Annotated in this window: 16 protein-coding genes and 7 tRNA genes; 3 read left to right on the top strand and 20 right to left on the bottom strand. The window is 42.0% G+C overall.

Features of this window, described 5'->3' with window-relative positions:
• Positions 1–11: 11 nt before the first annotated feature.
• The 3 genes from KHB02_RS15445 to KHB02_RS15435 all read right to left on the bottom strand — a co-directional run bounded on the left by KHB02_RS15445 (position 12) and on the right by KHB02_RS15435 (position 7,260).
• Positions 12–3,215 carry a UvrD-helicase domain-containing protein gene (locus tag KHB02_RS15445; RefSeq protein WP_213148203.1) on the bottom strand — a complete coding sequence of 1,068 codons (3,204 nt, stop codon included), beginning with the start codon at positions 3,213–3,215 and terminating at the stop codon, positions 12–14.
• Complete coding sequence (locus tag KHB02_RS15440) at positions 3,208–6,156, bottom strand: PD-(D/E)XK nuclease family protein (protein WP_213148202.1); 2,949 nt, start codon at positions 6,154–6,156, stop codon at positions 3,208–3,210. The genes KHB02_RS15445 and KHB02_RS15440 overlap by 8 nt, the downstream gene beginning before the upstream one ends.
• Before the next feature lie 117 nt (positions 6,157–6,273).
• A complete protein-coding gene (locus tag KHB02_RS15435) occupies positions 6,274–7,260 on the bottom strand; it encodes a helix-turn-helix transcriptional regulator (protein ID WP_213148201.1) in 987 nt (328 codons plus the stop codon).
• Positions 7,261–7,391: 131 nt separating this feature from the next.
• Here KHB02_RS15435 and KHB02_RS15430 point away from each other — a divergent pair, with 131 nt between their 5' ends.
• Positions 7,392–8,105: a hypothetical protein gene (locus KHB02_RS15430; protein ID WP_213148200.1), complete on the top strand. Its 714-nt coding sequence runs from the start codon at positions 7,392–7,394 to the stop codon at positions 8,103–8,105.
• A 37-nt stretch (positions 8,106–8,142) separates the two neighbouring features.
• On the opposite strand, the gene KHB02_RS15425 is transcribed toward KHB02_RS15430, so the two are convergent.
• Positions 8,143–8,871 carry a CBS domain-containing protein gene (locus KHB02_RS15425; protein WP_213148199.1) on the bottom strand — a complete coding sequence of 243 codons (729 nt, stop codon included), beginning with the start codon at positions 8,869–8,871 and terminating at the stop codon, positions 8,143–8,145.
• A gap of 185 nt (positions 8,872–9,056) precedes the next feature.
• Here KHB02_RS15425 and KHB02_RS15420 point away from each other — a divergent pair, with 185 nt between their 5' ends.
• On the top strand, positions 9,057–9,539 hold the full coding sequence (locus KHB02_RS15420; protein WP_213148198.1) for an HIT family protein: 483 nt from the start codon (positions 9,057–9,059) through the stop codon (positions 9,537–9,539).
• A gap of 62 nt (positions 9,540–9,601) precedes the next feature.
• Complete coding sequence (locus KHB02_RS15415; protein WP_213148197.1) at positions 9,602–9,814, top strand: cysteine-rich CWC family protein; 213 nt, start codon at positions 9,602–9,604, stop codon at positions 9,812–9,814.
• A gap of 40 nt (positions 9,815–9,854) precedes the next feature.
• Here the strand turns inward: KHB02_RS15415 and dacB are convergent, their stop codons facing one another.
• From dacB to KHB02_RS15340, 16 genes are all read right to left on the bottom strand, one after another.
• Positions 9,855–11,321, bottom strand: coding sequence for a D-alanyl-D-alanine carboxypeptidase/D-alanyl-D-alanine endopeptidase (gene dacB / locus KHB02_RS15410; protein ID WP_213148196.1), 1,467 nt, complete (start codon positions 11,319–11,321; stop codon positions 9,855–9,857).
• 84 nt (positions 11,322–11,405) lie between these two features.
• Positions 11,406–12,674 carry a glycosyl hydrolase family 18 protein gene (locus tag KHB02_RS15405; RefSeq protein WP_213148195.1) on the bottom strand — a complete coding sequence of 423 codons (1,269 nt, stop codon included), beginning with the start codon at positions 12,672–12,674 and terminating at the stop codon, positions 11,406–11,408.
• A 147-nt stretch (positions 12,675–12,821) separates the two neighbouring features.
• Positions 12,822–15,407 (bottom strand): DEAD/DEAH box helicase, encoded by a 2,586-nt coding sequence (locus KHB02_RS15400; RefSeq protein ID WP_213148194.1) that lies wholly within the window; start codon positions 15,405–15,407, stop codon positions 12,822–12,824.
• Positions 15,408–15,607: 200 nt separating this feature from the next.
• Positions 15,608–15,691 carry a putative holin-like toxin gene (locus KHB02_RS30045; protein WP_372447649.1) on the bottom strand — a complete coding sequence of 28 codons (84 nt, stop codon included), beginning with the start codon at positions 15,689–15,691 and terminating at the stop codon, positions 15,608–15,610.
• 106 nt (positions 15,692–15,797) lie between these two features.
• Positions 15,798–15,989: a YbxH family protein gene (locus KHB02_RS15395; protein ID WP_213148193.1), complete on the bottom strand. Its 192-nt coding sequence runs from the start codon at positions 15,987–15,989 to the stop codon at positions 15,798–15,800.
• A gap of 305 nt (positions 15,990–16,294) precedes the next feature.
• Entirely contained in the window at positions 16,295–18,964 is a 2,670-nt protein-coding gene (gene ppdK / locus KHB02_RS15390; RefSeq protein ID WP_213148192.1) for a pyruvate, phosphate dikinase, read from the bottom strand.
• Positions 18,965–18,967: 3 nt separating this feature from the next.
• On the bottom strand, positions 18,968–19,783 hold the full coding sequence (locus KHB02_RS15385; RefSeq protein ID WP_213148191.1) for a pyruvate, water dikinase regulatory protein: 816 nt from the start codon (positions 19,781–19,783) through the stop codon (positions 18,968–18,970).
• A 22-nt stretch (positions 19,784–19,805) separates the two neighbouring features.
• On the bottom strand, positions 19,806–20,441 hold the full coding sequence (ccpN, locus tag KHB02_RS15380) for a transcriptional regulator CcpN (protein WP_213148190.1): 636 nt from the start codon (positions 20,439–20,441) through the stop codon (positions 19,806–19,808).
• Positions 20,442–20,607: 166 nt separating this feature from the next.
• On the bottom strand, positions 20,608–21,417 hold the full coding sequence (mutM, locus tag KHB02_RS15375) for a bifunctional DNA-formamidopyrimidine glycosylase/DNA-(apurinic or apyrimidinic site) lyase (RefSeq protein WP_213148189.1): 810 nt from the start codon (positions 21,415–21,417) through the stop codon (positions 20,608–20,610).
• A gap of 107 nt (positions 21,418–21,524) precedes the next feature.
• Positions 21,525–21,598 (bottom strand) — tRNA-Ile (locus KHB02_RS15370).
• Between the two features lie 15 nt (positions 21,599–21,613).
• A tRNA-Trp gene (locus KHB02_RS15365) sits at positions 21,614–21,684 on the bottom strand.
• 5 nt (positions 21,685–21,689) lie between these two features.
• A tRNA-Tyr gene (locus tag KHB02_RS15360) sits at positions 21,690–21,774 on the bottom strand.
• Positions 21,775–21,797: 23 nt separating this feature from the next.
• Positions 21,798–21,871: transfer RNA gene (locus KHB02_RS15355), tRNA-Met, on the bottom strand.
• An 18-nt stretch (positions 21,872–21,889) separates the two neighbouring features.
• Positions 21,890–21,965: transfer RNA gene (locus KHB02_RS15350), tRNA-Ala, on the bottom strand.
• Between the two features lie 100 nt (positions 21,966–22,065).
• A tRNA-Leu gene (locus tag KHB02_RS15345) sits at positions 22,066–22,154 on the bottom strand.
• 5 nt (positions 22,155–22,159) lie between these two features.
• A tRNA-Gly gene (locus tag KHB02_RS15340) sits at positions 22,160–22,234 on the bottom strand.

The following is a 22,234-nucleotide window of genomic DNA, read 5'->3' as shown; positions in this document are numbered from 1 at the left end:
TTTGAATCATACTATTTTTTGAAAAATATCCGATTCGGTGCAAGGAAATAAAGACATTGCTGGCCAACCGCTTCTCTAGTCAGTTCCTCCCATGCTCCCTTATAAAAGGCGAGCTGGCTGCTATAAAAGTCACGAAGCTTCTCATAATCCTCCTCACGGACAGCCCGGTCCGTCTTATAATCGACAATGGTCCATTTGTCATTCTTTTTATAAATTAGGTCAATGACCCCTTTTACATAGAAAGGATGCTCGTCCTTGGGACCCTCGGTAATCTGTGAATAAAGCGGGTGGCCTTTAACCACTTTAAAGGTAAATGGCACTTCCGTAAGAACCTCATCTGCCGTCCGCAGCTCGTCCCAAAGGGAGGAATTTTTAAATTGGTCTAAATAGGCCGTGACTTCCGTCTCTTTTTCTTCAGCCAATCCATGTTTGGTTAACGCAATTTTAATATAATCCGTACCATCATGGCCCTGGACCGCTTTTTCAAAAACATCATGAACAACCGTGCCCCATTCCTTGCCGCCGCCGGATTCTCGCTTAATCGTCAGTTCTGAATAATCCTTGTCCTTTGTTGGCGTCCAATGATCGTAGGACTTCATTTTGCTTGGTTCAAGCCAAGCAAGCTTACTTGAAGTTTTTGCTTGGAATTCACTGAGGGTGATTTCCTTTGGTACAGTCCTATTGTCCCAGACATCTATTTCAGGAACCTCGAGTTCCTCGATCGCTTCCATCGCAAACAGAATATTCCATGGGTTTTTCTTGTTATTCCCGTTTGAGCTGATAATCAGAGCTTTCTCCGCACGGGTGGCGGCCACATAAATGATCCGAAGCTCTTCCTCCGTAAGGTATTTTAGCTCCTCCGCTTTATGAATCTCCCACTCCTTGGGAATCGCCGCCTCCCGGGACTGGTAGCCGTTATCCACATTAAACATGAAGTACCCTTTTGAAATCAGGTCCTCGCGTTTAATGTGCTTTGATAAAAACGATTCTGGGCTAACCGACTTGGCAGGATGGGCTAAAAAGACAATCGGTGCCTCAAGTCCCTTTGCCTTATGGACATTCATGATGCGCACGGCATCTGCTTCTTCTTCCAAATTGGCGACAACCGATTTTTCAAAAATCATTTCAGTAAGGGTTTCTATCACCTGCTTATAGGTTGTCTTTCCTCCCGCCTCCTGTTTTCTCAAGGCCTCAAGCATTTGCAGCAGGCTTTTATAGGTTCGTTTGTCACGTTCATTCATTAATAGCAAGGGGTAGAAACCGACATCCTCGATAATTATTTCAATCGCAGCTGTTGGCGGCAGATTGCGAATCATCTTTTGATAAGATAGCAGCTTCATAATGGCAGTTTCAAATTTATCCTTAACATCTGGAGACAAATCTGCTGGAATATCCGTATACAGTGAAAACCGCCCTTTGGCCCGCTTCCATTGATACAATTCATCATCACTGATTCCAAAGAAAATCCCCCGGAGGACGGCAACAAAGCTTACCTCATCCGTTGGGTCGAGGAAGGATTTTAAGAGAATCCATAGATCCTGAAACTCTCTCGTTTCACCAAGAATAACCTCGCCGCTGATACTGACAGGAATGCCGGACTCCTCTAAAACTTTCGCATAAACAGCAACCCCGTCATTGTATCTGGTCAGCACCATAAAATCCCGTGCCCGATGTCCTTGCTCGATAAGATTCCGAATCGAAAGCGCAATATTTTCGGCATCCTTATGGATGACTTCCTCTTTCTTAGAAAAATCTGCCGGAACGGTCAACCGCTTTACGCCTGAAAATTCGTTTCCCGAATCTACGTGATAAGAGATCAATGGACGGTATGCCGCTTGGTAATTGGTTTCCACTTCTGGCAGATGACGTTCAAAAACCGTATTTAATTCGGTTGTCACCGAATCTAAGGTACGAAAGTTCGTCGTCAGCTGCAGCACTTCCCCGCCATGCTCCTCAATTAATTGTTTGACTCGATTATACGTGTCAATATCGGCCCGGCGGAAACGATAGATGGCCTGCTTTGGGTCCCCGACGACAAAAAGCGAGCCCGGTTTTGGTTTGCAGCTTGTCCAGTTTTTCTCATGCGGGTCCTCACCGGTTAGATAGAACATAATCTCTGCCTGCAGGGGATCGGTATCCTGAAATTCATCGACGAGCAGGTAACGGTACTTTCCTTGAAAATAACTGCGGACCTCAGTGTTTTCCTTCAGCAGCCTGGATGTATGCATCATTAGGTCCTGAAAATTTAACAAGGAGCGTTCTTTTTTTAGCTGTTCGTATGTCTGAACCGCACCCTTGAGAAAGGCAATAATCTTAGGATGGCAATATTCCTTCCAGGCTTGAATTAGAGGCTTGATTTTCACCGCGAATTCGGATGAAATTTTCTCTTCGTAAAATTTGGCATCTTCCTTGGACGGCCAGCGGTTATAGGTTGGCTTTAAATTCTTATCGAATAAGCTAAAAATACCAATGATGTCCGGTTCCTTCGGAGAATCCAAAAACCTTTCCCTTTGCACGGCTAGCAAAATCGTCTTTTGCAGGGTATCATAGCCCTTTTCCGGCTCCTGTTCCGGTACGCTTTTCCGTGCTTCTCTAATGATATTCATAAAAGATTGGTAGTCCGCGAGCATCTCTGGTTTCGGTACAGATTCTGAGACCCACTCTACATCAGAATATTCCTTTACATCCTTTAGCCACGGAAACAGGTTATCCGTTGAGATACCTAATCGTTCCATTTCTTCAAGCGGACCGGAGTCGTAATCCATCAAATCTTGGAGATGCTTTTGCCATGCTTCCTCCAAAACATCGGCATCATCCGACTCCTCAAGTTCCTTAAAGGTTAAGTCCAATTTTGCCTCAATTGGCCGCTCCCTTAGCAGCTTGGCGCAAAAGGAATGAACAGTGCCAAGAAAGCAGCGTTCGATATTTTTCAAGGCCTCTCCCAAACGGAATTCCGCATCAAGGTCCGTTTCCTTATTCCAAGTCTCTTCTAATTTAGCTTGAAAGCGGACCTTCAGCTCATCTGCAGCTTTCCTGGTAAAGGTAATGGCGACAATCTGGTGAATCGCAGCACTTCCGGTATAGATAAGGTTGACCATCCGGTCCACAAGGCTTGTCGTTTTCCCTGAACCGGCGCCTGCTTCCACCAAAAAATTCGTTCCAAGTTCATGCTTAATTTTTTCGCGGGCAGCTTGGTCAAATACCACCTTAGTCATAGGCCCGCACCCCCTTTAGCTTCTGGTTAGATTGTTTCATTTCAAGGGTATCTTGATTGTAAAAATGGCGGCGGCAGACAAGCTTAAATTCACAGTACTTGCAATCCTCTACGTCATCCGTCATTTCAAAATGTCCATGTTTAATTACATCAATTAATTTTTCCAAAATATCTAACCCATTGGTTCTGAGGGTGGCATCCTGTTTCCTGGTAAATCGCTCGGCCATCCCCTTTACGGTTGGGAAATAATAGGAGCTTTCTTCGACGGCCCCCTCACCAAGCTGAAGATGCTGCTCAATCGCCAAAGCATAAATCATATGCTGAAGCTGACGGCCGCCTTTAAATGCGCCATTTTTCTTATATCCGTAGGTGCTTCCTGTTTTGTAGTCAATAATGTGGTAGGTTCCGTCACTTGACTTATCCACACGGTCAATGATACCGGAAATCCTCAATTTTCCTGAAGGAAGCTTGATGACTGCAGGTTCTTTCCCGCCTATTCCAAAGGAATATTCAAAGTCAATCGCCTCATAGTCTTCGCTATGGCGCTCCTCTTCCTTAAGAAAAATTTTGCAGCATTCCAGAATATCATTCATTTCCCTTAAAAAAATGCGTTCATTCGGCGGCGTCAGCATTTCCTTTTGCTGCTCAATTAAACTAGTTGCTAACGCTATAAGCTTGTCTAAATGAAGCGCATATGAAGGCTTCACATTTTCCTTTTTTAACTGCTTATAAAAATTTTCAAAGATGCTGTGCAGGAGACTTCCCCTTGAGGCAGGATCCAGCCATTTGTTGGCATTAAACGAAATTTCCTCAATTGGTTTGACGCGCAGCACTTCTTTTAAGAAATAAGAATATGGACACTTGGCAAGCGTTTCAAGTTTTCCGGCGCTCATCGTTTTCTTCTGATTAAGGAGCGGGTCATCCTCATTCGCGTCAAGCTGTACAAGGCCGTCAAATTCCGAATATCCACTTGAATTCCGCTTGATTTCCGCCGCTATCCCCTGCTCAACATTGGAAAAACACCCAAGAATTCCACCTGTTAATCGGACAGGCTGATTGCTGGCTAATTTTTCATTCCAGTAATCTTTATCATCCAAAATATCGCCTGCAATGATGGAGGTTGGAAGTAATTTTAATGCTTTAAAGTCTGTATTTTGATCTCCAGTCATAAGGCGGTAACATTGCAGCACCACAAATGCCGGATTCGTGACACGGTTATCATTGATATTAAAATGACAATAGCTGACTGTTACGGTTCCAGCAGATTGTGCCATTACCTGCAATAAGGTATATAAATTGACCTGGCCCTTTTCGCTCCGCAGTGGCAGGCTCCTGCTAAGTTTTCTCCGTTCCAAATCTAAGAGCAGCGGGTCCTCACCGGCATTACCTGGAAACTTTTTATTATCGAGACCCACAAAAAACACGTTAGCGCGATTATTGTAAGTTCCATTTTTATAGGAGGTTACATGTAGATGCCCCGGTTTCGGTCTTGATTGCTGAACACGTATCGACAGCAGCAAATCCTTCACTTTTTCAATTACGTCATATTTAGGCAAGGCTTCGTCTGCGTATGGAATAATTTTTTCAATCTCCTCCAGCAATGCAGTTTTACTAATCTCATCTAAACCTGAGCTGGTTTTGCTGAAATTTTTTAAAATATGAGCAATACCTGTTAAGCATTTTTTATAGTTGATTGTTAAATCAAAGGCCGGCAGCTTTCTGAAAATGGAAGAGAACCACTGCTTTAACCATGAAAATTCCTTTAATCGAGTTTCATAGTATGGGCTTTCAGAGTTTAAATTTTCGATTTCCGCAGCTAGACATGCCCCATACCTCTCCTCTGACCAACCAATCTGTAAATCCCTTAAAATCCTGGCCATTCTTGTTTTTGACGGGGCCTCATCATCCAATTCGAGGAGCCCTTCATTTAATAAATCAAGAAATGCTTTTACACTATAGTTCGACTGAATCCACCCAAGCAGGCCTGAAACCAGACGGCCGGGACGGCTGAAGGAAATCGGCAGCCCTTCCCCGTAAGTAACCGGAAGGTCTATTCGCTGGGACAAATGATAAAAAAGGGTAACATAGGAATCAGCGCTCGTATAGTAGATGACATTTTCATCAAGCGAAGATTTGGACTTTTTGATCTGCTCCAGAATTTGTTTCAATTCCAGTTCTTCCGTTTTGGCAGTGAAAATATGCAAATCGGGCTTACCGCCTGCCTTATCCTGTTGATAAAGATAGCTAAGTGGTGAGGGCTCACCCCAGCGAACAGAACTCAAGCTTGTCCGCTCAGGTAAATCGAGCCCGAAAACGGGTGCCAGTGGCAGTTTAGCGGTGTTTTCTGGCAGAATTTTTTCAAGAAAATGTTCTTCGAGTTGTGACAACTGTAAATTAGACTGCAGAATAAACAATTTCTTTTCATCAATTAGGGCATATTCCATTGCTTTAGTTAACAGGGCAGCTCTGTCGATGAATGTACTGGCTTGCAAAAGCTCTTCATATCCGGCAAGAATTTCAGCCATGTCCTCGGCTTTGGCTGGTGCCACAAATGCGTTCAAATTCAAAGTCTCTTTGGTATAACCCGAGAGCCGCAATGTTTGAATTGCCGAGAAAATGGCATGGCTGAAGGACGGGGTAATCTCCATTCCTGAAAAATAATGGAGAGCCCCCTGTTCCTTTAATCTTTTGAGCAGTGTATACGTAAAATGTACCCCCACCGTCTGGTCAAGCATTTCCGCAGGCTGGTCTGCATTCAGTTCCACTAGGCTCCTGGCCAGATCCAAAACCGTCCGATATTTAAGATTAACCGCCTGGAAGTCTTTTTTTATGAAGGCTTCGTTTATTTGTTCGCCAATTGTATGAGAATCGACAATGACAATTTTCTCGCGAAAGGGATCTCTCATACAAATTTCATTAAGTTCTTTTACTAAAGATTCCATAAAAAAATCTCCTTGTATCAATTTACAATTAGTTACATTTTATTATCTCACATTTCCTTCCAAATGGTTTACCATTTTTGGTGAACCTAAAAAAGAGGCGGGCTTTAAGACCATCCTCTATTCATAGGTTTGATTCATTTTTTGAATTTCCGCTTTTATTTCTTCCACTAAATCCTGAGGCTCAAGCACCTTTACATCACTTCCCCAGTTAAGGAGCCAGCGGACAAGACCCTCGCTTCTGTTTGCTTTTACCCTAAGCCAGCCAAATTCTTCATCAATTTTTTTCATATCGGCACCAAGCCCAAAGTAATCGATCATGACATTCACCAAGGACTGTTTAAACTTCAGTGTAATCCACTGTTCTTTGCCAGCGTACATATTAAAGGATTTGTTAATGTAATCAGAGATATTGATATCAGCCTTAAGGAAAAAATCCTCCGTGCATTGGACATTCCGCATTCGGTCTACCCGGAAATGGCGGAACTTCTCCTCACCGTTTAAGATCCCTATCAAATAGTAATAATCATTTTTCCAAATGAGTGCGTGCGGACTGACCTCATAAAATTCACCATTGCGCTGGAGGACAAAATTTTTATCAATATCGTATTTGCCATATTGAAACTTAATTTTTAAATTTTCATTAATTGCAATTTGAATTTGGTCAATTTCGTACCGCAGCTGCTGGTAGGTACTGCGAATCGAACTTTCATAATGTGTCGGATTCGGAAGCTTGGCTGCAAGATGCTTGCTGGTCAGACCCTTCACCTTCTCAATCAACTGTTCTGCCTCTTTTTTTGTAATAAAACGTGCTGAAAGGATAGCGTTAATTAAAAGTCTCAATTCGTACTGCTCGAAACGCTTATTTTTATGACTGTAATATTTCTTCCCAGCAGCACCCCTGGTAACAAATATTTCGAAACGCTGGTTAGTTAAATCCTCGACGTCACGAAGAATGGCACGCTGTTCAAATTCAAAACCCGTCCCAAACTCCTGACGAAGTCTTTCAATGATTTCTCCCATTGAAAGCTCATTCGTTTCATCTGTTTCATTAAATAAAATTTCCCGCAACTTAAGCAGACGCTCTCCGCTTGGAGGCTTAGCCATCTAGATCACCTTTCTATTAAAAAATTCCTTCTACCAGAATTCTACGTTAGTACTCATTTTACCTTCATGAAATATATTTTGGAAACTCGGACATAATAACCTCGATTAAACTTGAAGGGATGGGATGTTTGATGTCGTTAGAATGGTTTGACCGAGTTTGCAGTGAATTACAGGATCATCTTGAATCGATTTGTGAAGAATACGATCAAGCTGGCCACATGAAGATTGAGAGAGCTGCCAAGCATCCTAGGGTTGAGTTTTTTGTGGAGACCGCAGATGTTGATACTGAGGAACTGGACCGAGATTACTTTTGTACGCTGTTTTTTGACCCGCAAAACGAAGAATTTTATATTGACAGTTTCGATGTTGACAGTGGTCATACTGCAAAAATCATTCTTTCAGACATTGAGGAGATTGTCGATGAGGTACATGAAAGTCTCCATGATTACATAAACGGCGAGGACCATTTTACCGATGATGGGGTTTATCTTCAATCAGATGATGAATATTGTGAAGAAGATGAATTTGAAATGGCGGATGATGACGAGGAGTATTTTGAAGGCGCACAAATAAACCGGGATGAAATTTTTGAAGAAATTGACGTCGAATGGTCCACCCCAGAGGTAACAGCCTTCAAACATGAGGATGAAGTGGAAGTAACTTATCAGTTTGGCGTGGTTCAGGAAACCGGTGACGGTGTACTGAAGCGGGTAAACCGAATTTGGACAACCGAGGACGAGTTAATCAAGGATGAATCGCATTTTATTTTTAGCAAAGAAGAGGCGAGCACCATCATTGCGATGATTGCCAGTCATATGGACCAGTTAAGCGAATTTGATTTTTAAAATATCGGAAAAGGGTGCTTTTTTAGAGCACCCTTTATTAATCAACCGTATAATCAATCTGAATTAAATCCCATGGTGTAATAATGCCAAGCGGCTTTTCACCCGCATTTCCATTTTCCGTGATCACGACTGCTTCTAATTTATTCTTCTTTTTATGAGCCTTTTCAAAAATGTTTTCCACCTGGAATAAATTAATTTCTTTTGAAATGAACTCTATTGACTGTTTCTTTTCAACCATCATAATATCTGCAATCCGAACATCCGCCAGATTGACGATGCCGCTTTCCATACGCTGTGCCATCCATTTCATAATCGAACCAGCGGTCAAAAGGCCTATGCATTTTTGATTTTTATAAATCGGAAACTTCGAATATCCATACTGTTTAATGGCAGCCGTTACCTTTAAAATACTATCGTTTTCATCAAAGAAAACAACGTTCTTGGTTGCAATCGTAAGGGCGTAATTCGGCCTGCTTAAGATATTAGCAATTTTTTCAATATGATGGACCACTTTAGCATTGGGTTCTGCAATATAGAAGCCAACCTCCATCTTTTCGTGAACAATCGCATTCCGAAGTCTGGCATATTGCTCCAAATCCTTTTTAAAAGTTTCTATGACTTGATACTTTTTTGCTCCTACCTTCACTAAAACAACAAATCTTTCATCATTAATCTGGACAATATCCCGAAGCGCATTATGAACCTGATTAAAGGCAACCTCGAAGCGCTCGGAAAGAAGCTGATCCTGTTTATTTGCCGGTTTCATTGTTCTCTCCCGTGTGAATGCTTTTTTCTCTATTATACATTCTTTCGCAGGTGGGAAATCAATAGAAAATACTTGTTAGTAACTCCCCCACGCTTTATGTTAGATGGCACACAGTTGGAAAAATCTATTCTTTTTTCCATGTTTAGTGTAATATTGGTTGGATACTACTTTTCTAAGGAGCCGATATGCGAACTATTACTCTTTCAAATGGTCAAACAGTAGAAGTAGAATGCTTAAGCTGTGCCTTAACGAGCGGGCTGATCCATCCGGATGGCGGGGTCATTATTGAAACCGAACATTTTCATGCCCATCAGGATGTCGCCTATCCCATTGAAGGCTTGGTTATCTTGGCTTCGAAGCGACATATTAAATGCTTTGATGAACTGACAGATGCAGAAAAACTCGATTATATTAATCTACTAACAAAAATCAGAAAAGCCCAAAGAGCTACGCTTGGTATTGAGTATGTTTATTACTTTTACAACGAGGACACTACCCACCATTTCCATACCTGGCTAGTACCCCGCTATGAGTGGATGTATGATTTTGGCCGTTCGGTCGAGTCCGTGAGACCGGTGCTGCTTCATGCCCGGAACAATATGAATGACGAAGAGAACAAGCGAAAGGTATTAACGGCGATTGAAGCATTAAAAAAAGAATTAAAATAACATTTTCATAAACCAAAATGATATAAATTAAATAAAAGACATATAGAGAGGAGAGTTTAAAATTGGCTAATAAATATTGCCCAATTTGCGGTGAAGCTAACGGATGTATGTCGGGTGCGGGAGAACATGGCAATTGCTGGTGTGATGCCGAGGTATTTCCCAACGAAATTCTTGAATTAGTTCCTGCCGAAAGTATAAGAAAAGATTGCATCTGCAAAAAGTGTTTAGATAAATTTCGGGAAGAGCATTTAAGCAAAACTACGATTAAGAAGTGATATAAAAAGGCAGTGAATCCACAGTTTCACTGCCTGTTCATTACTGATTCGCCAATATTTTAACAAACTCATCTTCCAGCTTCTTCCCTTTATCTTCATCCATCAGGTTGTTTAAAATGATTGAAAAAATCAATATTTGACCGTTTTTTGTTGTTACATAGCCGGATAAAGAACTGACAGTGGAAAGAGTCCCAGTCTTTGCTATTACCCTTCCTCGAACATCTGCGGTTTTCAACCGATAGCGAAGCGACCCGCCAGCCATTTTTTCAGGAACACCACTTACCGGTAATGAAATTAAATAAGAAGAGAACCACGTTTCCTTTTGGACGGCAAATAGCAGTTTGGAAATTTCGTTTGCTGGAATTAAATCAACATGAGAGACGCCTGAACCGTCACGGATGACCATCGTTTTCGGATTTAACCCGAACTTCACCATTTCCGACTCCAAAACCTCAAGCCCCTTTTCCCAAGAGCCTTCACCGAGAACAACCTTTCCCATTTCCTTTACCAACACCTCAGCATGAACATTGTTGCTAAGCTTCATAAATGGGACAAGAAGTTCTGACAATGGCATCGACTTGTGAGTTGTCATGAGTATGGCAGTATCAGGCACCGTACCTGTTTTGATTTTCCCGTAAACCTTAATACCTTGTTCTGCCAATGATTGTTTAAAAAGCGTCAATGCATACCTCGTAGGTTCCCAAACGCCCACCCATTCTTTGACTGCTTTTGTTTTTATGGGGACGGTGCCTTCAATGGTTATCGTATTTTTTGCATGTTTCCGTTTGATGGTAATTTCTTTTTTCTCATTTTCTCCAACTGTTACAGCATGATTGACTATTTTTACATAGCTGGTTTCCGGAGTAATTTTTACCTTCGGCTTTTCTCCTTCTTTGGAGCTTGGTGTCACGATCACTTCTACTGACCCTGAATCGTAGTCTGTAGTTGGTGATGCTGTCAGTGCTGAAATCTGTGCCCCGTAATAAGTCGTTTCATCACTCCATGGCAGGTCAAGGGGGTACCGGACATCATCGAAGTGGGAATCATCACCTATCAGGTTTCCTTTTATCTTTGTAATGCCATGCTTCCGAATTTCTTTAGCCAGGTTGTCAAAATCCTCTTTCGTCAAGGTGGGGTCACCTTTTCCCTTTATATAAAGATTCCCAGCAAGTGTCTTCTTTTTAACGGGACCATCGATATGTATTTCGGTTGGAAAGGTATAGTCCTCTCCTAAAACTTTCAGTGCAGCAGCGGCTGTTAGCAGCTTCATATTGGAGGCAGGGCGGAGACGCACATCTCCATTATATTCATAAATCATTTTCCCATCTGCTGCTGACCTGATACTAATTCCAGCAATTGCCCCTTGCATTGTAAGGGAATTACTCATTAGCTCCTTAATCTGACTTTCTATTACTACAGACTTACTTTCCGCAATAACCCTGTCTTGATCTATGTAATTAATAGCGGAAAATAATATCAAGAAGGAAAAATGAAATCTTATGAGCAATAAATTTCCATCCTTTCTTTTTTCCTTAGAGTTTGTCCAAAACCTCTTAAAAATAATTGTACATAGGTAAACTGGACAAATCTATTAAGTTTTTATAACAGCTATATGGTCCCTTATATAAGCCCAATTTTGTGGAAATGGGAGGGTGATTTGCCAAAATGTCGTTCCAGCTAATTGATAAATATCAAGCAATCGATACTTTTCAATCAAGCTCCTGATATCTTCAAACCAGACAATCCGTTCTTCCACTCCATGCCAATAGCGGTACCATGGCGATTTGGCAGAAAGGTCAATTTGAATAGAAGAACCAGTTGAGATTGCCTGATTCTGGGCGGAAAGAACGGACATAGCTTTTGTGGCATTCGTCCTGATTGCTTTATCATATCCATACAAGGCCATGGCCACTTGCAGTTTCTTTGGGGGTATTTGAGTGATGGAATACTGAATGACCTGCTCCATCCATGTTATAGGGGCAATAGGAGCCGGCGGGCCGCCGGGATATCCATAATCAATTGTCATAACTGCAACCATATCGGCCACCTGTCCGATTGCCGCATAGTCATAAGCCCCAATAATTCGATTAGTTGGGATATCCTCTGTTTTTGCATGAACATTCACGTGGAGAAAAAGGCCATCTAAACCCCTTTTTAATTCTGTTAAAAAAGAAATAAAATCCCTCCTTCTTGCCGGAGGAATAAATTCAAAATCAATACTCACCCCTTCATATCCCCGCTGCTTAACAAGGTTTAGAATGCTAGCTACTAAATTTCGCCGAAATGTGATGTTTTCAAGGACCCTGCCTGCTAAATCCGCACTAAAGCCGGCACCTGTAAAATTTCGGATCATTAATAGCGGTTTTATTTTTAATTGTTTACATCTTGCGACAAGTACTGCATCCTCTATTTCCCTATAGGCAAATCCATCGTCAGTAAAAGAATATGCTACAACAGCAAGATAGCTTAGCTGACCGGCAATCGAATTCAAGGTAATTATATTAGCGCTTTCAGAAGATGGCAAAATAAATCCGAGGGCAGCCATTTGTAATTTAAGTGGAGATGGAATATTAACGATTTGACCAATATGAAGTTGATCTGGTTGAATACCTGGGTTTGCAGCTAAAATAGAGGAGGGAACCGTATGAAATTGAAAAGCCAAATTCCCAATTTGGTCACCCGCTTTAATTCGATAGAATCTAATATGAGGAAGGTTATCTGGAAGGTAGAGGGCAAGGCCTGGAACAACGACAGATGCGGCTACCAGCCCATTAAGATTGAGAATGGATTCAATTGGAACACTATACTTGTTTGAAATAGCCCATAAATCTTCTCCGGTTTGAACCACATGAACAGTCATAAATCCCCCTCCTTTTTAACATCATATGGGCAATTTAGCTTAAAATACTAATATCGGCAAAATAAACGCCCTATTTTTACTGCTAACATCCTTGCCTCTTCCTCCTCGGGCAAAATAAAAAAGGCCCCCAAAACAGGCCTTTTAAAATTAAAACTCATCCTCATCATGCCAATATTTTTTAAACCGAGCACGGTAACAAGCATCACAGGTTGGAAATGGATGGTCCCAGGCAAGCTTTTTGCCGCAGTTCTTGCACTTTTTAACAAATTTCTTGATGTCGGTTTTCAACCTTTCCTGGACCTTGTCACTGATTTCCTCACGCAGACGTTCCCAATAGCTAGCTTCGGTCCGCTCACCCAACCGGTATAAAAATAATAAATGGAGACCGATTGCTTTATAGCTTAATTCCAGTTCCTCTAGACTGCCTTCCTTTACAATTGGTTCCGGAAGCTCCTTCCCCTGAACAATTGCATACATGGTATCTTCCCACTGCTTCACAAGAGCTTGTTCATTTTTGGAAAACGGCAGATGCAAAAAGCCGTACAAGTCTGTCAGTGTCAATCGCGCTTCGATTTCACTCCCAGCAATTTTTCTGTATAGTGACCTTTCCTCTGACAAGGAAGCCTTCTTCGTCCCTTTTGGGCTTTCAAATTTTTCCCACAGTACAAAGAATGTATCCAAATCATGATAATAGCGTTGGAAACGTTCAAAGACGGACGACGTGGGAGCGATAGCAAACGTCTGGACCGGACGATCCTCCTGCAAGAGTAAATTCTTCATTTTTTTAATATCATTAGTAAAGGCCACCTTACCGACATCATAAATCCCCTTCCGTCCGGCACGGCCAGCTATTTGTTTCACTTCCTGAGAATTTAAAAGCCGCCTTCTCGTTCCATCAAATTTTTCATTTTCGAGAAAAACAATCCGTCGAATCGGCAGGTTCAAGCCCATCCCGATGGCATCCGTCGCGACAATCACCTTTGTTTTTCCTTCATTAAAAAGGTGAATTTGTTTTTTCCTTGTTTCCGGGGGCATGCTGCCATATATCATGCTGACCGAATGGCCGTCATTTTGCAGCCGAGATGCCATTTCCAATACCCGTCTTCTTGAAAAACAAATAAGAGCGTCCCCTTTTTTAATATGTTTAATATGAAATTCCTTCGATTCCACCTCAAGAGGGGTATCTCGGCTATATTCATTAATCGTGATATCGGAATCACCTAAAAGCTCAAGCAGCATTTCCTTCGAATTGCGGCTGCCAATGATATGGACTTCCTCCGCATTTGCTTTGGTGATGGCCTTATACCAAGAAAAGCCGCGGTCCTTATCGGTTATCATCTGAGCCTCATCAATCACGACGACTTCGTAATATTCCTTTTCATGAAACATTTCAACCGTACAGGAAATATGGCCAGCACCAAGGACAACCTTCTCTTCTTCTCCTGTTTTCAGGTTACACGGTGTGCCTTCAGCATTCAATTTATCAAATACCTCAAGTGCCAGAAGTCTTAGTGGAGCTAAATAGAGGCCACTCTCGGCCTGTTTCATCCGCTCTAAGGCATGATGTGTTTTGCCTGTGTTTGTTTCGCCAATATGCAGGACATAGCGGATGTGACGTAAGTTAAGGGAAGGGTCATATTCCGTACCGAAAATATCCCTCATGATCCGTTCTTCCTCGGCCCTTTTCCTGTCCAGCTCTGCCAGCTCTTCTGCCCGTTTTCTTTCTCTTTCCTCTAAATCTTGATCAAGCAGCTTCTGGTGAACTTCCTCATCAAATGGGATATCGACAAGCTTCAATAAGTCGGCAACGTATTCTTCTTGGATGTCCTCTAAATAATAACCAATTACATCATAAATCACATTAATCATACATTCTTTAACAAATGCTGCCGTGAGCGGCTTAGTAAAAGTCTCATGATACCTATCTTTCAAATCCGCAGGCAATGCCTGTAATACTTTATTAGGCAGTAATTCTGAAAGATAATCCGAAATCAAGCTTTCATATACATAGTAGTAGGTCTCATATTCAAAATAGCTTCGCCCCCACTCGTGAGGAGGTTTATGGATATCACCGGTCAATTCCTCGAAAAAATCAGCAACCGTTTGATATGAAAACGAATTAAACGAACCTTCTGAGACTAATTTCTCCTCCAGAGCTGCACGATCTATAGACTGAAATTTTGCACTCGATTCAAAATCGGCTGCCAATTGCTTTGCTGTGAATTGGCGTACATATAAGTAAAAACGAGTATATTGTTCTTCGACTATGGCAGCTGCTTCGTCTTCTATTGCTTCACGAAATTCTGCTTTTTCTTCTTCAAGCAGCCTTTCTTGCTCCCTAATAAGGAAGTTTTCTTTTGCCTGCTCAAAGCGTGTTTGCCAATCTTCCTCATGTCCTTTAAAGTTTTCAATAACCCAGGTAAGCGTATCGAAAGGCTGATACAACCTCATTTCATCACGAAAAAGCTTGTTAATCAGCTTTCGGTCAACACCCTGGACCTCATATTCTTTTTCACTCAAAAATTGCTTCTTTTCATTTTTCGAGACATCATTCGTTACTTTGTTTAGCCACACATTGATCCAAATTTGTCCAATGTACTGGCCTCTGTCTGCCAGGTATTGCTCAAAAGAAGGCAGCGTTTCACTGTATTCAAAATAACGTTCCATATCCTGCAATACTTTTTGTTTCGTATGTTCAATTGCTTGAGGGTAAATAGCTTCGAGCTTGCTCATATAAATCCCTTCTTTAATATAGATATTTTCTTTCTTTTTGCAAAAATGTTATGTATAATGTTCAGTAAGAAGTGCATATAGTAAAAAAGACCGAGCATGACGACAGGTACTCGCTCGGCCATGCAATAGCTGGTTCCCATCGGGATTCGGCAAAAGAAGGGCAAAAATCCACCGCTTATGCTTGCCGGCTCAAGGGTGGATTATTTTTTTTGGTGAAAAGACAGAATTGTAATAATCAGGCTGGCAAACGAGACAGCTAACATCAAGGCCTGAAATACTGTCAAACAGCATCACCCCCTTTCATTCGGAGATGTGCCGTCCACCCTTGAGAAGTCCTATTCTATTGCAATTTAGATTATACCATTAAAAACCAAAACGAACAAGCGTTCCCTAAATATTATGTAACTCGCAATACTTATCCACTAATTCTTCAATTTGGTCCAATTCCGGAAACTTCCCAGCAAACTGAAATTGGATTTCCTCAATAAACTCATCCTTACTGTAGACGTGAATCGCTCCATTTTGCTGGATTACACTGTATTCCGGCACAAACCGAAAGCCGCTGCGTTCAATTGCCCCCATTTTTATGGCCCCTTTAAAGTTTTTTCATAGTATTTGCAAAAAATATAACGGTAAACCCTTATAAAAACCAAGTTTCGTTTAAAAAGATTGTGTTCTTTGGATAAATTTTTTGGTTTAAAGAATTTTTGTCTACGCGCAAACCTGCTATCGGCGAATATTACAGGTCTATCAGCGAATTTCAAGGTTCTATCGGCGAATTCTGGACTTCTATCGGCGAATTTAAGCGTTATATCAGCGAATCAAAACAAAACGGATAAGGGACAAAAAAGAACGGCACCTTAAACAGTGCCGCCCTCTCACTCAACCTATGCAGTTGTATAAACTTCCTCCCGATTTGCCTCATGGCGAATGGTGGCCTGTGCAGCAGCCAAACGTGCTAGCGGTACCCGGTATGGCGAGCAGCTGACATAATCCAAACCAGTCCGGTAACAGAAATCTATTGAGCTTTTCTCTCCGCCATGTTCCCCACAAATGCCTGTTTTTAAAGAAGGTTTTGTTGCTCGGCCAAGCTTAACGCCGGTTTCCACAAGCTTACCAACACCATCCTGGTCAAGAACAGCAAACGGATTCTCTGGCAGTACCTTGTTTTCAATGTATGCCTGCAGGAATTTCCCTTCTGCATCATCACGGCTGTAGCCGAATGTTGTTTGCGTTAAGTCATTGGTTCCGAAGGAGAAGAAATCAGCCTCCTCGGCTATTTGGTCTGCAGTAAGCGCAGCCCGTGGAATCTCAATCATCGTACCAATCGTGTAGTTAATGACCTTGCCCGTTTCTTCCTGGACACGTACAGCAGCATCGACAACCAACTGGCGCATTTGCTTCAATTCATTGACGTGGCCAACAAGTGGAATCATGATTTCAGGCTGGACTACCAAGCCCTTTTCCGCTACTCTAGCAGCAGCGTAGAAAATCGCCTTTGCCTGCATATCATAAATTTCCGGATGTATCATGCCAAGACGGCAGCCGCGGTGGCCCAACATTGGATTGAACTCATCCAACTGGCGAACCTTTTTCAGCAGCAGTTCTTTTTGCTTTAACTCTTCAGAATCCGGATTGAGAATTTGCAGCTTTGTTACTTCTACTAAAAGTTCTTCTTTATTTGGTAAGAATTCATGAAGCGGTGGATCCAATAAACGAATCGTTACAGGTAGTCCTTGCATTGCTTCGAAAATCCCCTCAAAGTCACCTTGCTGCATCGGTAAAAGTTCTTCAAGTGCTTCCATTCTCTCACTATAGGTTTCTGCTAAAATCATTTTTTGAACGATTGGAATCCTCTTTAAATCCATAAACATATGCTCTGTCCGGCATAATCCAATTCCGCCTGCACCGAATTCAAATGATTTCTTGGCATCCTCTGGATTATCGGCATTGGCACGAACACCTATTTTGCGTTCTTGATCTGCCCAAGCAAGAAGCTGCTGGAACTCTTCAGATAATTCAGGGTCGATCATTGGGATTTCACCAAGCATAATTTCACCTGTTGAACCATCAACCGTGATAATATCGCCATGTTTAACAACCGTGTCACCCACACTGAATTGTTTTGCTTTCATGTCAATCTTTAAGGCTTCACAGCCGCAAATACAAGCTTTCCCCATACCGCGGGCAACCACGGCAGCGTGGCTTGTCATTCCACCGCGGCTAGTTAAAATAGCTTGTGCTGCAACCATACCATGGATGTCATCTGGAGTGGTTTCAGGAGAAACAAGGATAACTTTTTTACCTTCATTTCCTAATTGCTCCGCTTCATCGGCATCAAAAACAACCCGGCCGGTAGCAGCGCCTGGTGATGCCGGCAAGCCTTTAGCTAATATTCTTCTTTCAGCTTTGTCATCGATTCGGCGGTGCAGCAGTTGGTTTAATTGGTCAGGATCAACACGAAGCAGCGCTGTCTTTTTATCGATAATTCCTTCCTCCACCATCTCAACCGCTATGCGGATAGCTGCTTGGGCGGTACGTTTTCCGTTCCGTGTTTGAAGGATGAACAGCTTCCCGCGTTCCACTGTGAATTCAATGTCCTGCATTTCCTTGTAATGCTGCTCAAGGCTATGGCATGTGTCCGAAAACTGCTGGTAAACGCCTGGCATTTCGTCCTTAAGGGTGGCAATTGGCTGTGGGGTACGGATACCGGCAACAACATCTTCACCTTGAGCGTTTATTAAGTATTCCCCATAAAGAACATGCTCACCGGTGGAAGGATTTCTTGTAAATGCAACACCTGTACCTGAGTCGTTCCCCATATTACCAAACACCATGCTTTGAATATTTACAGCTGTACCCAGATGATCGGGAATCTTATTTAAGCGGCGGTAAACAATCGCCCGTTGATTATTCCAAGAATTGAATACCGCATTGATGGCAAGGAAAAGCTGCTCTTTCGGATTTTGCGGGAAGTCCTTACGCGTATGCTTTTTGACAATTTCCTTATAGCCAACAATGACTTCCTTCCAGTCTTCAGCAGTCATATCAGGGTCAGAGGTATACCCCTTGTGTTCGCGAGTCTCTTCTAAATATTGTTCAAAATAATACGTATCAATCTCAAGGACCACGTTGCTGAACATTTGAATGAAACGGCGATAAGAGTCGTAAGCAAATCGTGGATTATTCGTTAATGCTGCCAAACCCACAACAGTTTCGTCATTCATCCCTAGATTTAAAATGGTATCCATCATCCCAGGCATAGAAAAAACGGAACCGGATCGAACAGAAACAAGTAAAGGATTCTGCGGGTCACCGAGTTTTTTGTCCATTTTTTCTTCCAAAAGTCTTAACGCCTCTAATGTCTGTGATTCTACTAAAGCTGGAATGGTTTTATCAGATTCATAGTAAGCATTACAAGCTTGCGTTGTAATGGTAAAACCATAAGGAACCGGCAGGCCGATTCTTGTCATTTCTGCTAGATTCGCTCCCTTTCCCCCAAGTAAATCTCGCATGTTGCCATGGCCTTCATTAAATAAATAAACGAATTTTCCCATGATTTAAAAGCTCCTCTCTTTTTTCAAAACGTCTAAAATTAATCCTGCAGTTTCTTCAATCGCTTTATTCGAAACATTTATGATTGGACAGCCTACACGTTTCATAATTTTTTCGGCATAATCTAGTTCGTCGAGAATTCTCTGGAAGCTTGCATAATTCGCCTTTGAGCCCAGTCCAAGTGCTTTTAGGCGCTCAGTGCGAATTTCGTTCAATTTATCTGGTGAAATAATTAAACCAATACAATTTTTTCTCGGTATTTTAAAAAGTTCATCTGGTGGAGGCACTTCTGGAACTAACGGCACATTGGCCACTTTAAAACGCTTATGGGCAAGGTACATAGACAGCGGCGTTTTTGAAGTCCGGGACACACCGATTAAAACAATATCGGCCTTCATAATGCCTCTTGGGTCACGTCCATCATCATATTTCACGGCAAATTCAATCGCCTCGATTTTGCGGAAATATTCTTCGTCTAATTTTCTCATTAGGCCAGGCTGGTGGTGGGGCTGTTTATTAAACCTTGTTGTAAATGCATTCATTAATGGGTTGAGGAGGTCAACTGCCATTATCCCCTCTTCCTTGGCACGCTTATCTAAATAATCTTTTAATTCTGGAATGACGATGGTATAGGCAATGATGGAATGGTCCTTTCTTGCCAAAATAATCACATCTTCAATGTCTTCAATGTCGTCTACATATGAGTTTCGGCGAATTTCTACCTGTCCACCATTAAACTGTGTTGCCACCGCTTTAACAACAAACTCAGCCGTTTCACCAACCGAGTCAGATACTACGTAGACAACTTCCTTTTGTACCAAAATCGCAGCAACTCCCCTTAATCTATTTTTCTTCCATAAATTCTAAATAGGACTTTGTTATTGTCGTTTTGGTAATTCTCCCTAACAACAAATATGTATTATTTTTATGATTGACTTCCTTTACTACCGGTAAGGAGTCAATATGAAAATTAATCATTTTTTTGGCCGCTTCGAGCAAGGTTTCCTCTGAATTAATCGTGATAATATTAGGCATTCTTGTCATAATGACACTTACGGGCAATTCCTGCAGATTTTTGTTCCCAAGTGCAGCCCTGAGCAAATCCTTTCGGGAAATCACTCCTGCCAAATTTCCTTCTGTATCCACCGCATAAAGTGTTCCAACATCCTCGAGAAACAACTGGACAATCGCATTATAAACAGAAGTTGATTTTTCAACCACGATTGGATGAGCCTTAAAATCGGATACCTTTTGCTGAATAAACTTCTTCGCCTGCCGTTTTACTTCTAATTTGTCATTAAAAAAATAGCCTACACGCGGTCTGGCATCCAGACTGCCGGACATGGTCAAGATTGCAAGGTCTGGTCTTAATGCCGCTCTAGTAACAGAAAGTTTCTCTGCAATTTCTTTACCGGTTATCGGGCCATTTTCCTTTACAATCTGCAGAATTTCATCCTGACGCTTGGTGAGTTTAATCATTAGCACCACCTTATTCACAATAAATATGTTATATATATTCAAATGTGCTATACTTATTTGTATATAGTATAGTACATTTAAACGAATTCGGAAACAATAATTTTGACAAATTGGCTAATTTTTTCTTTTAATAAAAAAACCCGCCGGAAATCGGCAGGATACAGTTCTACTTTTGACATACTGGACAATAAAAAGTTTTTCGGGAAGAGATTGTTTCCATTTTGATTGTTGCCCCGCAACGTCGGCATTTCTCTCCCTCGCGATCGTATACTTGGCATAGTGGATTAAAACCGCCCGTTTTTTTATCACCCTTGAAAATCGGATTTTCCATGTAACCTCCATTTTGAATGGCCACTTGGAGAATTTTTTTCATCGATTGAAACAATTGAGAACGGCTAGGTGGATTAATGTCATCAATGTCTTTCGTTGGTAAAATTTCTGCATCAAAGCAGATTTCAGCAGAATAGCAATTGCCAATTCCTGAAATAAACTCCTGATCCAAAAGTGTGGTCTTCAAACGCCCATGCTTGCTGCCAATTCGTTTAATAAATTCCTCCAATGTAAAACTGCTGTTCAGTGGTTCCGGCCCTAGATGGGATAGTTTTTCTTCTGCTTCCTGTTGGGAATATAAATGAAGATACCCCAGACGCAGACCAATAAAGTATAAATGTTCATTTCCGAAAGAAAGCTGAACCTGTATGGTTCGTTTAGGTTTATCTGCTTCCTGTCCATAAAACATCCATCCCCCGAGCATTAGATGCAATAACAGAACCTGCCCATTTTGGAGGTGAAAAAGAAGGTGTTTACCCCTTCGATTGATGGTGGTTATTTTTTGATTAAGTACGGTCCTTTTAAAAAGTTCGGGATTCACATTTATTGATTTTTCACGGTTAACTTGGACATCGGTAATGGTTTTACCTGCAATCATTTGACTTAAATGAATCTTATAGTTTTCCATTTCCGGCAGTTCAGGCATAATGTCTTCCTCCAAAACTCTTTTCCTTTATGCTTTCCAAAACGGGTAAAATCAAATAAAAAAACCGAATCATATCGACTCGGTTTTAAACAGTTACTCTATTGAAGTGGGCCTAAATGGACTTGAACCATCGACCTCACGCTTATCAGGCGTGCGCTCTAACCAGCTGAGCTATAGGCCCATGATGTAATTGAAACAGGGGCAGTAGGAATCGAACCCACACTGAAGGTTTTGGAGACCTTAGTTCTACCTTTAAACTATGCCCCTATAAATGGTGGAGGGGGACGGATTCGAACCGCCGAACCCTGAGGGAGCGGATTTACAGTCCGCCGCGTTTAGCCACTTCGCTACCCCTCCATTATAAAATTGCAAAAAAATAATAGCGGCGGAGGGGATCGAACCCCCGACCTTACGGGTATGAACCGTACGCTCTAGCCAGCTGAGCTACACCGCCAAAAGTATAATATAAAAATGGTGGAGCCTAGCGGGATCGAACCGCTGACCTCCTGCGTGCAAAGCAGGCGCTCTCCCAGCTGAGCTAAGGCCCCATACATATAATAATCAGGAAAACAGAATCTTAAGTGAGCGACCCTTCGTCCCGAACGTAGTACTCAATCAAGCTAAAGCTATTTCCCGTGAGAGAAATAATGGTGCCGAGGACCGGAATCGAACCGGTACGGTAGTCACCTACCGCAGGATTTTAAGTCCTGTGCGTCTGCCAGTTCCGCCACCCCGGCACGTTTGGAGCGGAAGACGGGATTCGAACCCGCGACCCCCACCTTGGCAAGGTGGTGTTCTACCACTGAACTACTTCCGC

It is taken from the genome of Neobacillus citreus (genome assembly GCF_018343545.2).
Classification (GTDB): domain Bacteria; phylum Bacillota; class Bacilli; order Bacillales; family Cytobacillaceae; genus Neobacillus; species Neobacillus citreus.
This window is presented reverse-complemented; position numbering and strand designations above follow the sequence as displayed.

Bases quoted from the DNA above. Each gene is read 5' to 3' on its own strand.
- KHB02_RS15435 (WP_213148201.1), bottom strand. From the start codon at position 7,260: ATGGCTAAGCCTCCAAGCGGAGAGCGTCTGCTTAAGTTGCGGGAAATT.
- KHB02_RS15400 (WP_213148194.1), bottom strand. From the start codon at position 15,407: ATGAGCAAGCTCGAAGCTATTTACCCTCAAGCAATTGAACATACGAAA.
- KHB02_RS15440 (WP_213148202.1), bottom strand. From the start codon at position 6,156: ATGGAATCTTTAGTAAAAGAACTTAATGAAATTTGTATGAGAGATCCC.
- KHB02_RS15420 (WP_213148198.1), top strand. From the start codon at position 9,057: ATGCGAACTATTACTCTTTCAAATGGTCAAACAGTAGAAGTAGAATGC.
- KHB02_RS15405 (WP_213148195.1), bottom strand. From the start codon at position 12,674: ATGACTGTTCATGTGGTTCAAACCGGAGAAGATTTATGGGCTATTTCA.
- ppdK (WP_213148192.1), bottom strand. From the start codon at position 18,964: ATGGGAAAATTCGTTTATTTATTTAATGAAGGCCATGGCAACATGCGA.
- KHB02_RS15395 (WP_213148193.1), bottom strand. From the start codon at position 15,989: ATGGGGGCAATTGAACGCAGCGGCTTTCGGTTTGTGCCGGAATACAGT.
- mutM (WP_213148189.1), bottom strand. From the start codon at position 21,417: ATGCCTGAACTGCCGGAAATGGAAAACTATAAGATTCATTTAAGTCAA.
- KHB02_RS15445 (WP_213148203.1), bottom strand. From the start codon at position 3,215: ATGACTAAGGTGGTATTTGACCAAGCTGCCCGCGAAAAAATTAAGCAT.
- ccpN (WP_213148190.1), bottom strand. From the start codon at position 20,441: ATGATTAAACTCACCAAGCGTCAGGATGAAATTCTGCAGATTGTAAAG.
- KHB02_RS15430 (WP_213148200.1), top strand. From the start codon at position 7,392: ATGTCGTTAGAATGGTTTGACCGAGTTTGCAGTGAATTACAGGATCAT.
- KHB02_RS15425 (WP_213148199.1), bottom strand. From the start codon at position 8,871: ATGAAACCGGCAAATAAACAGGATCAGCTTCTTTCCGAGCGCTTCGAG.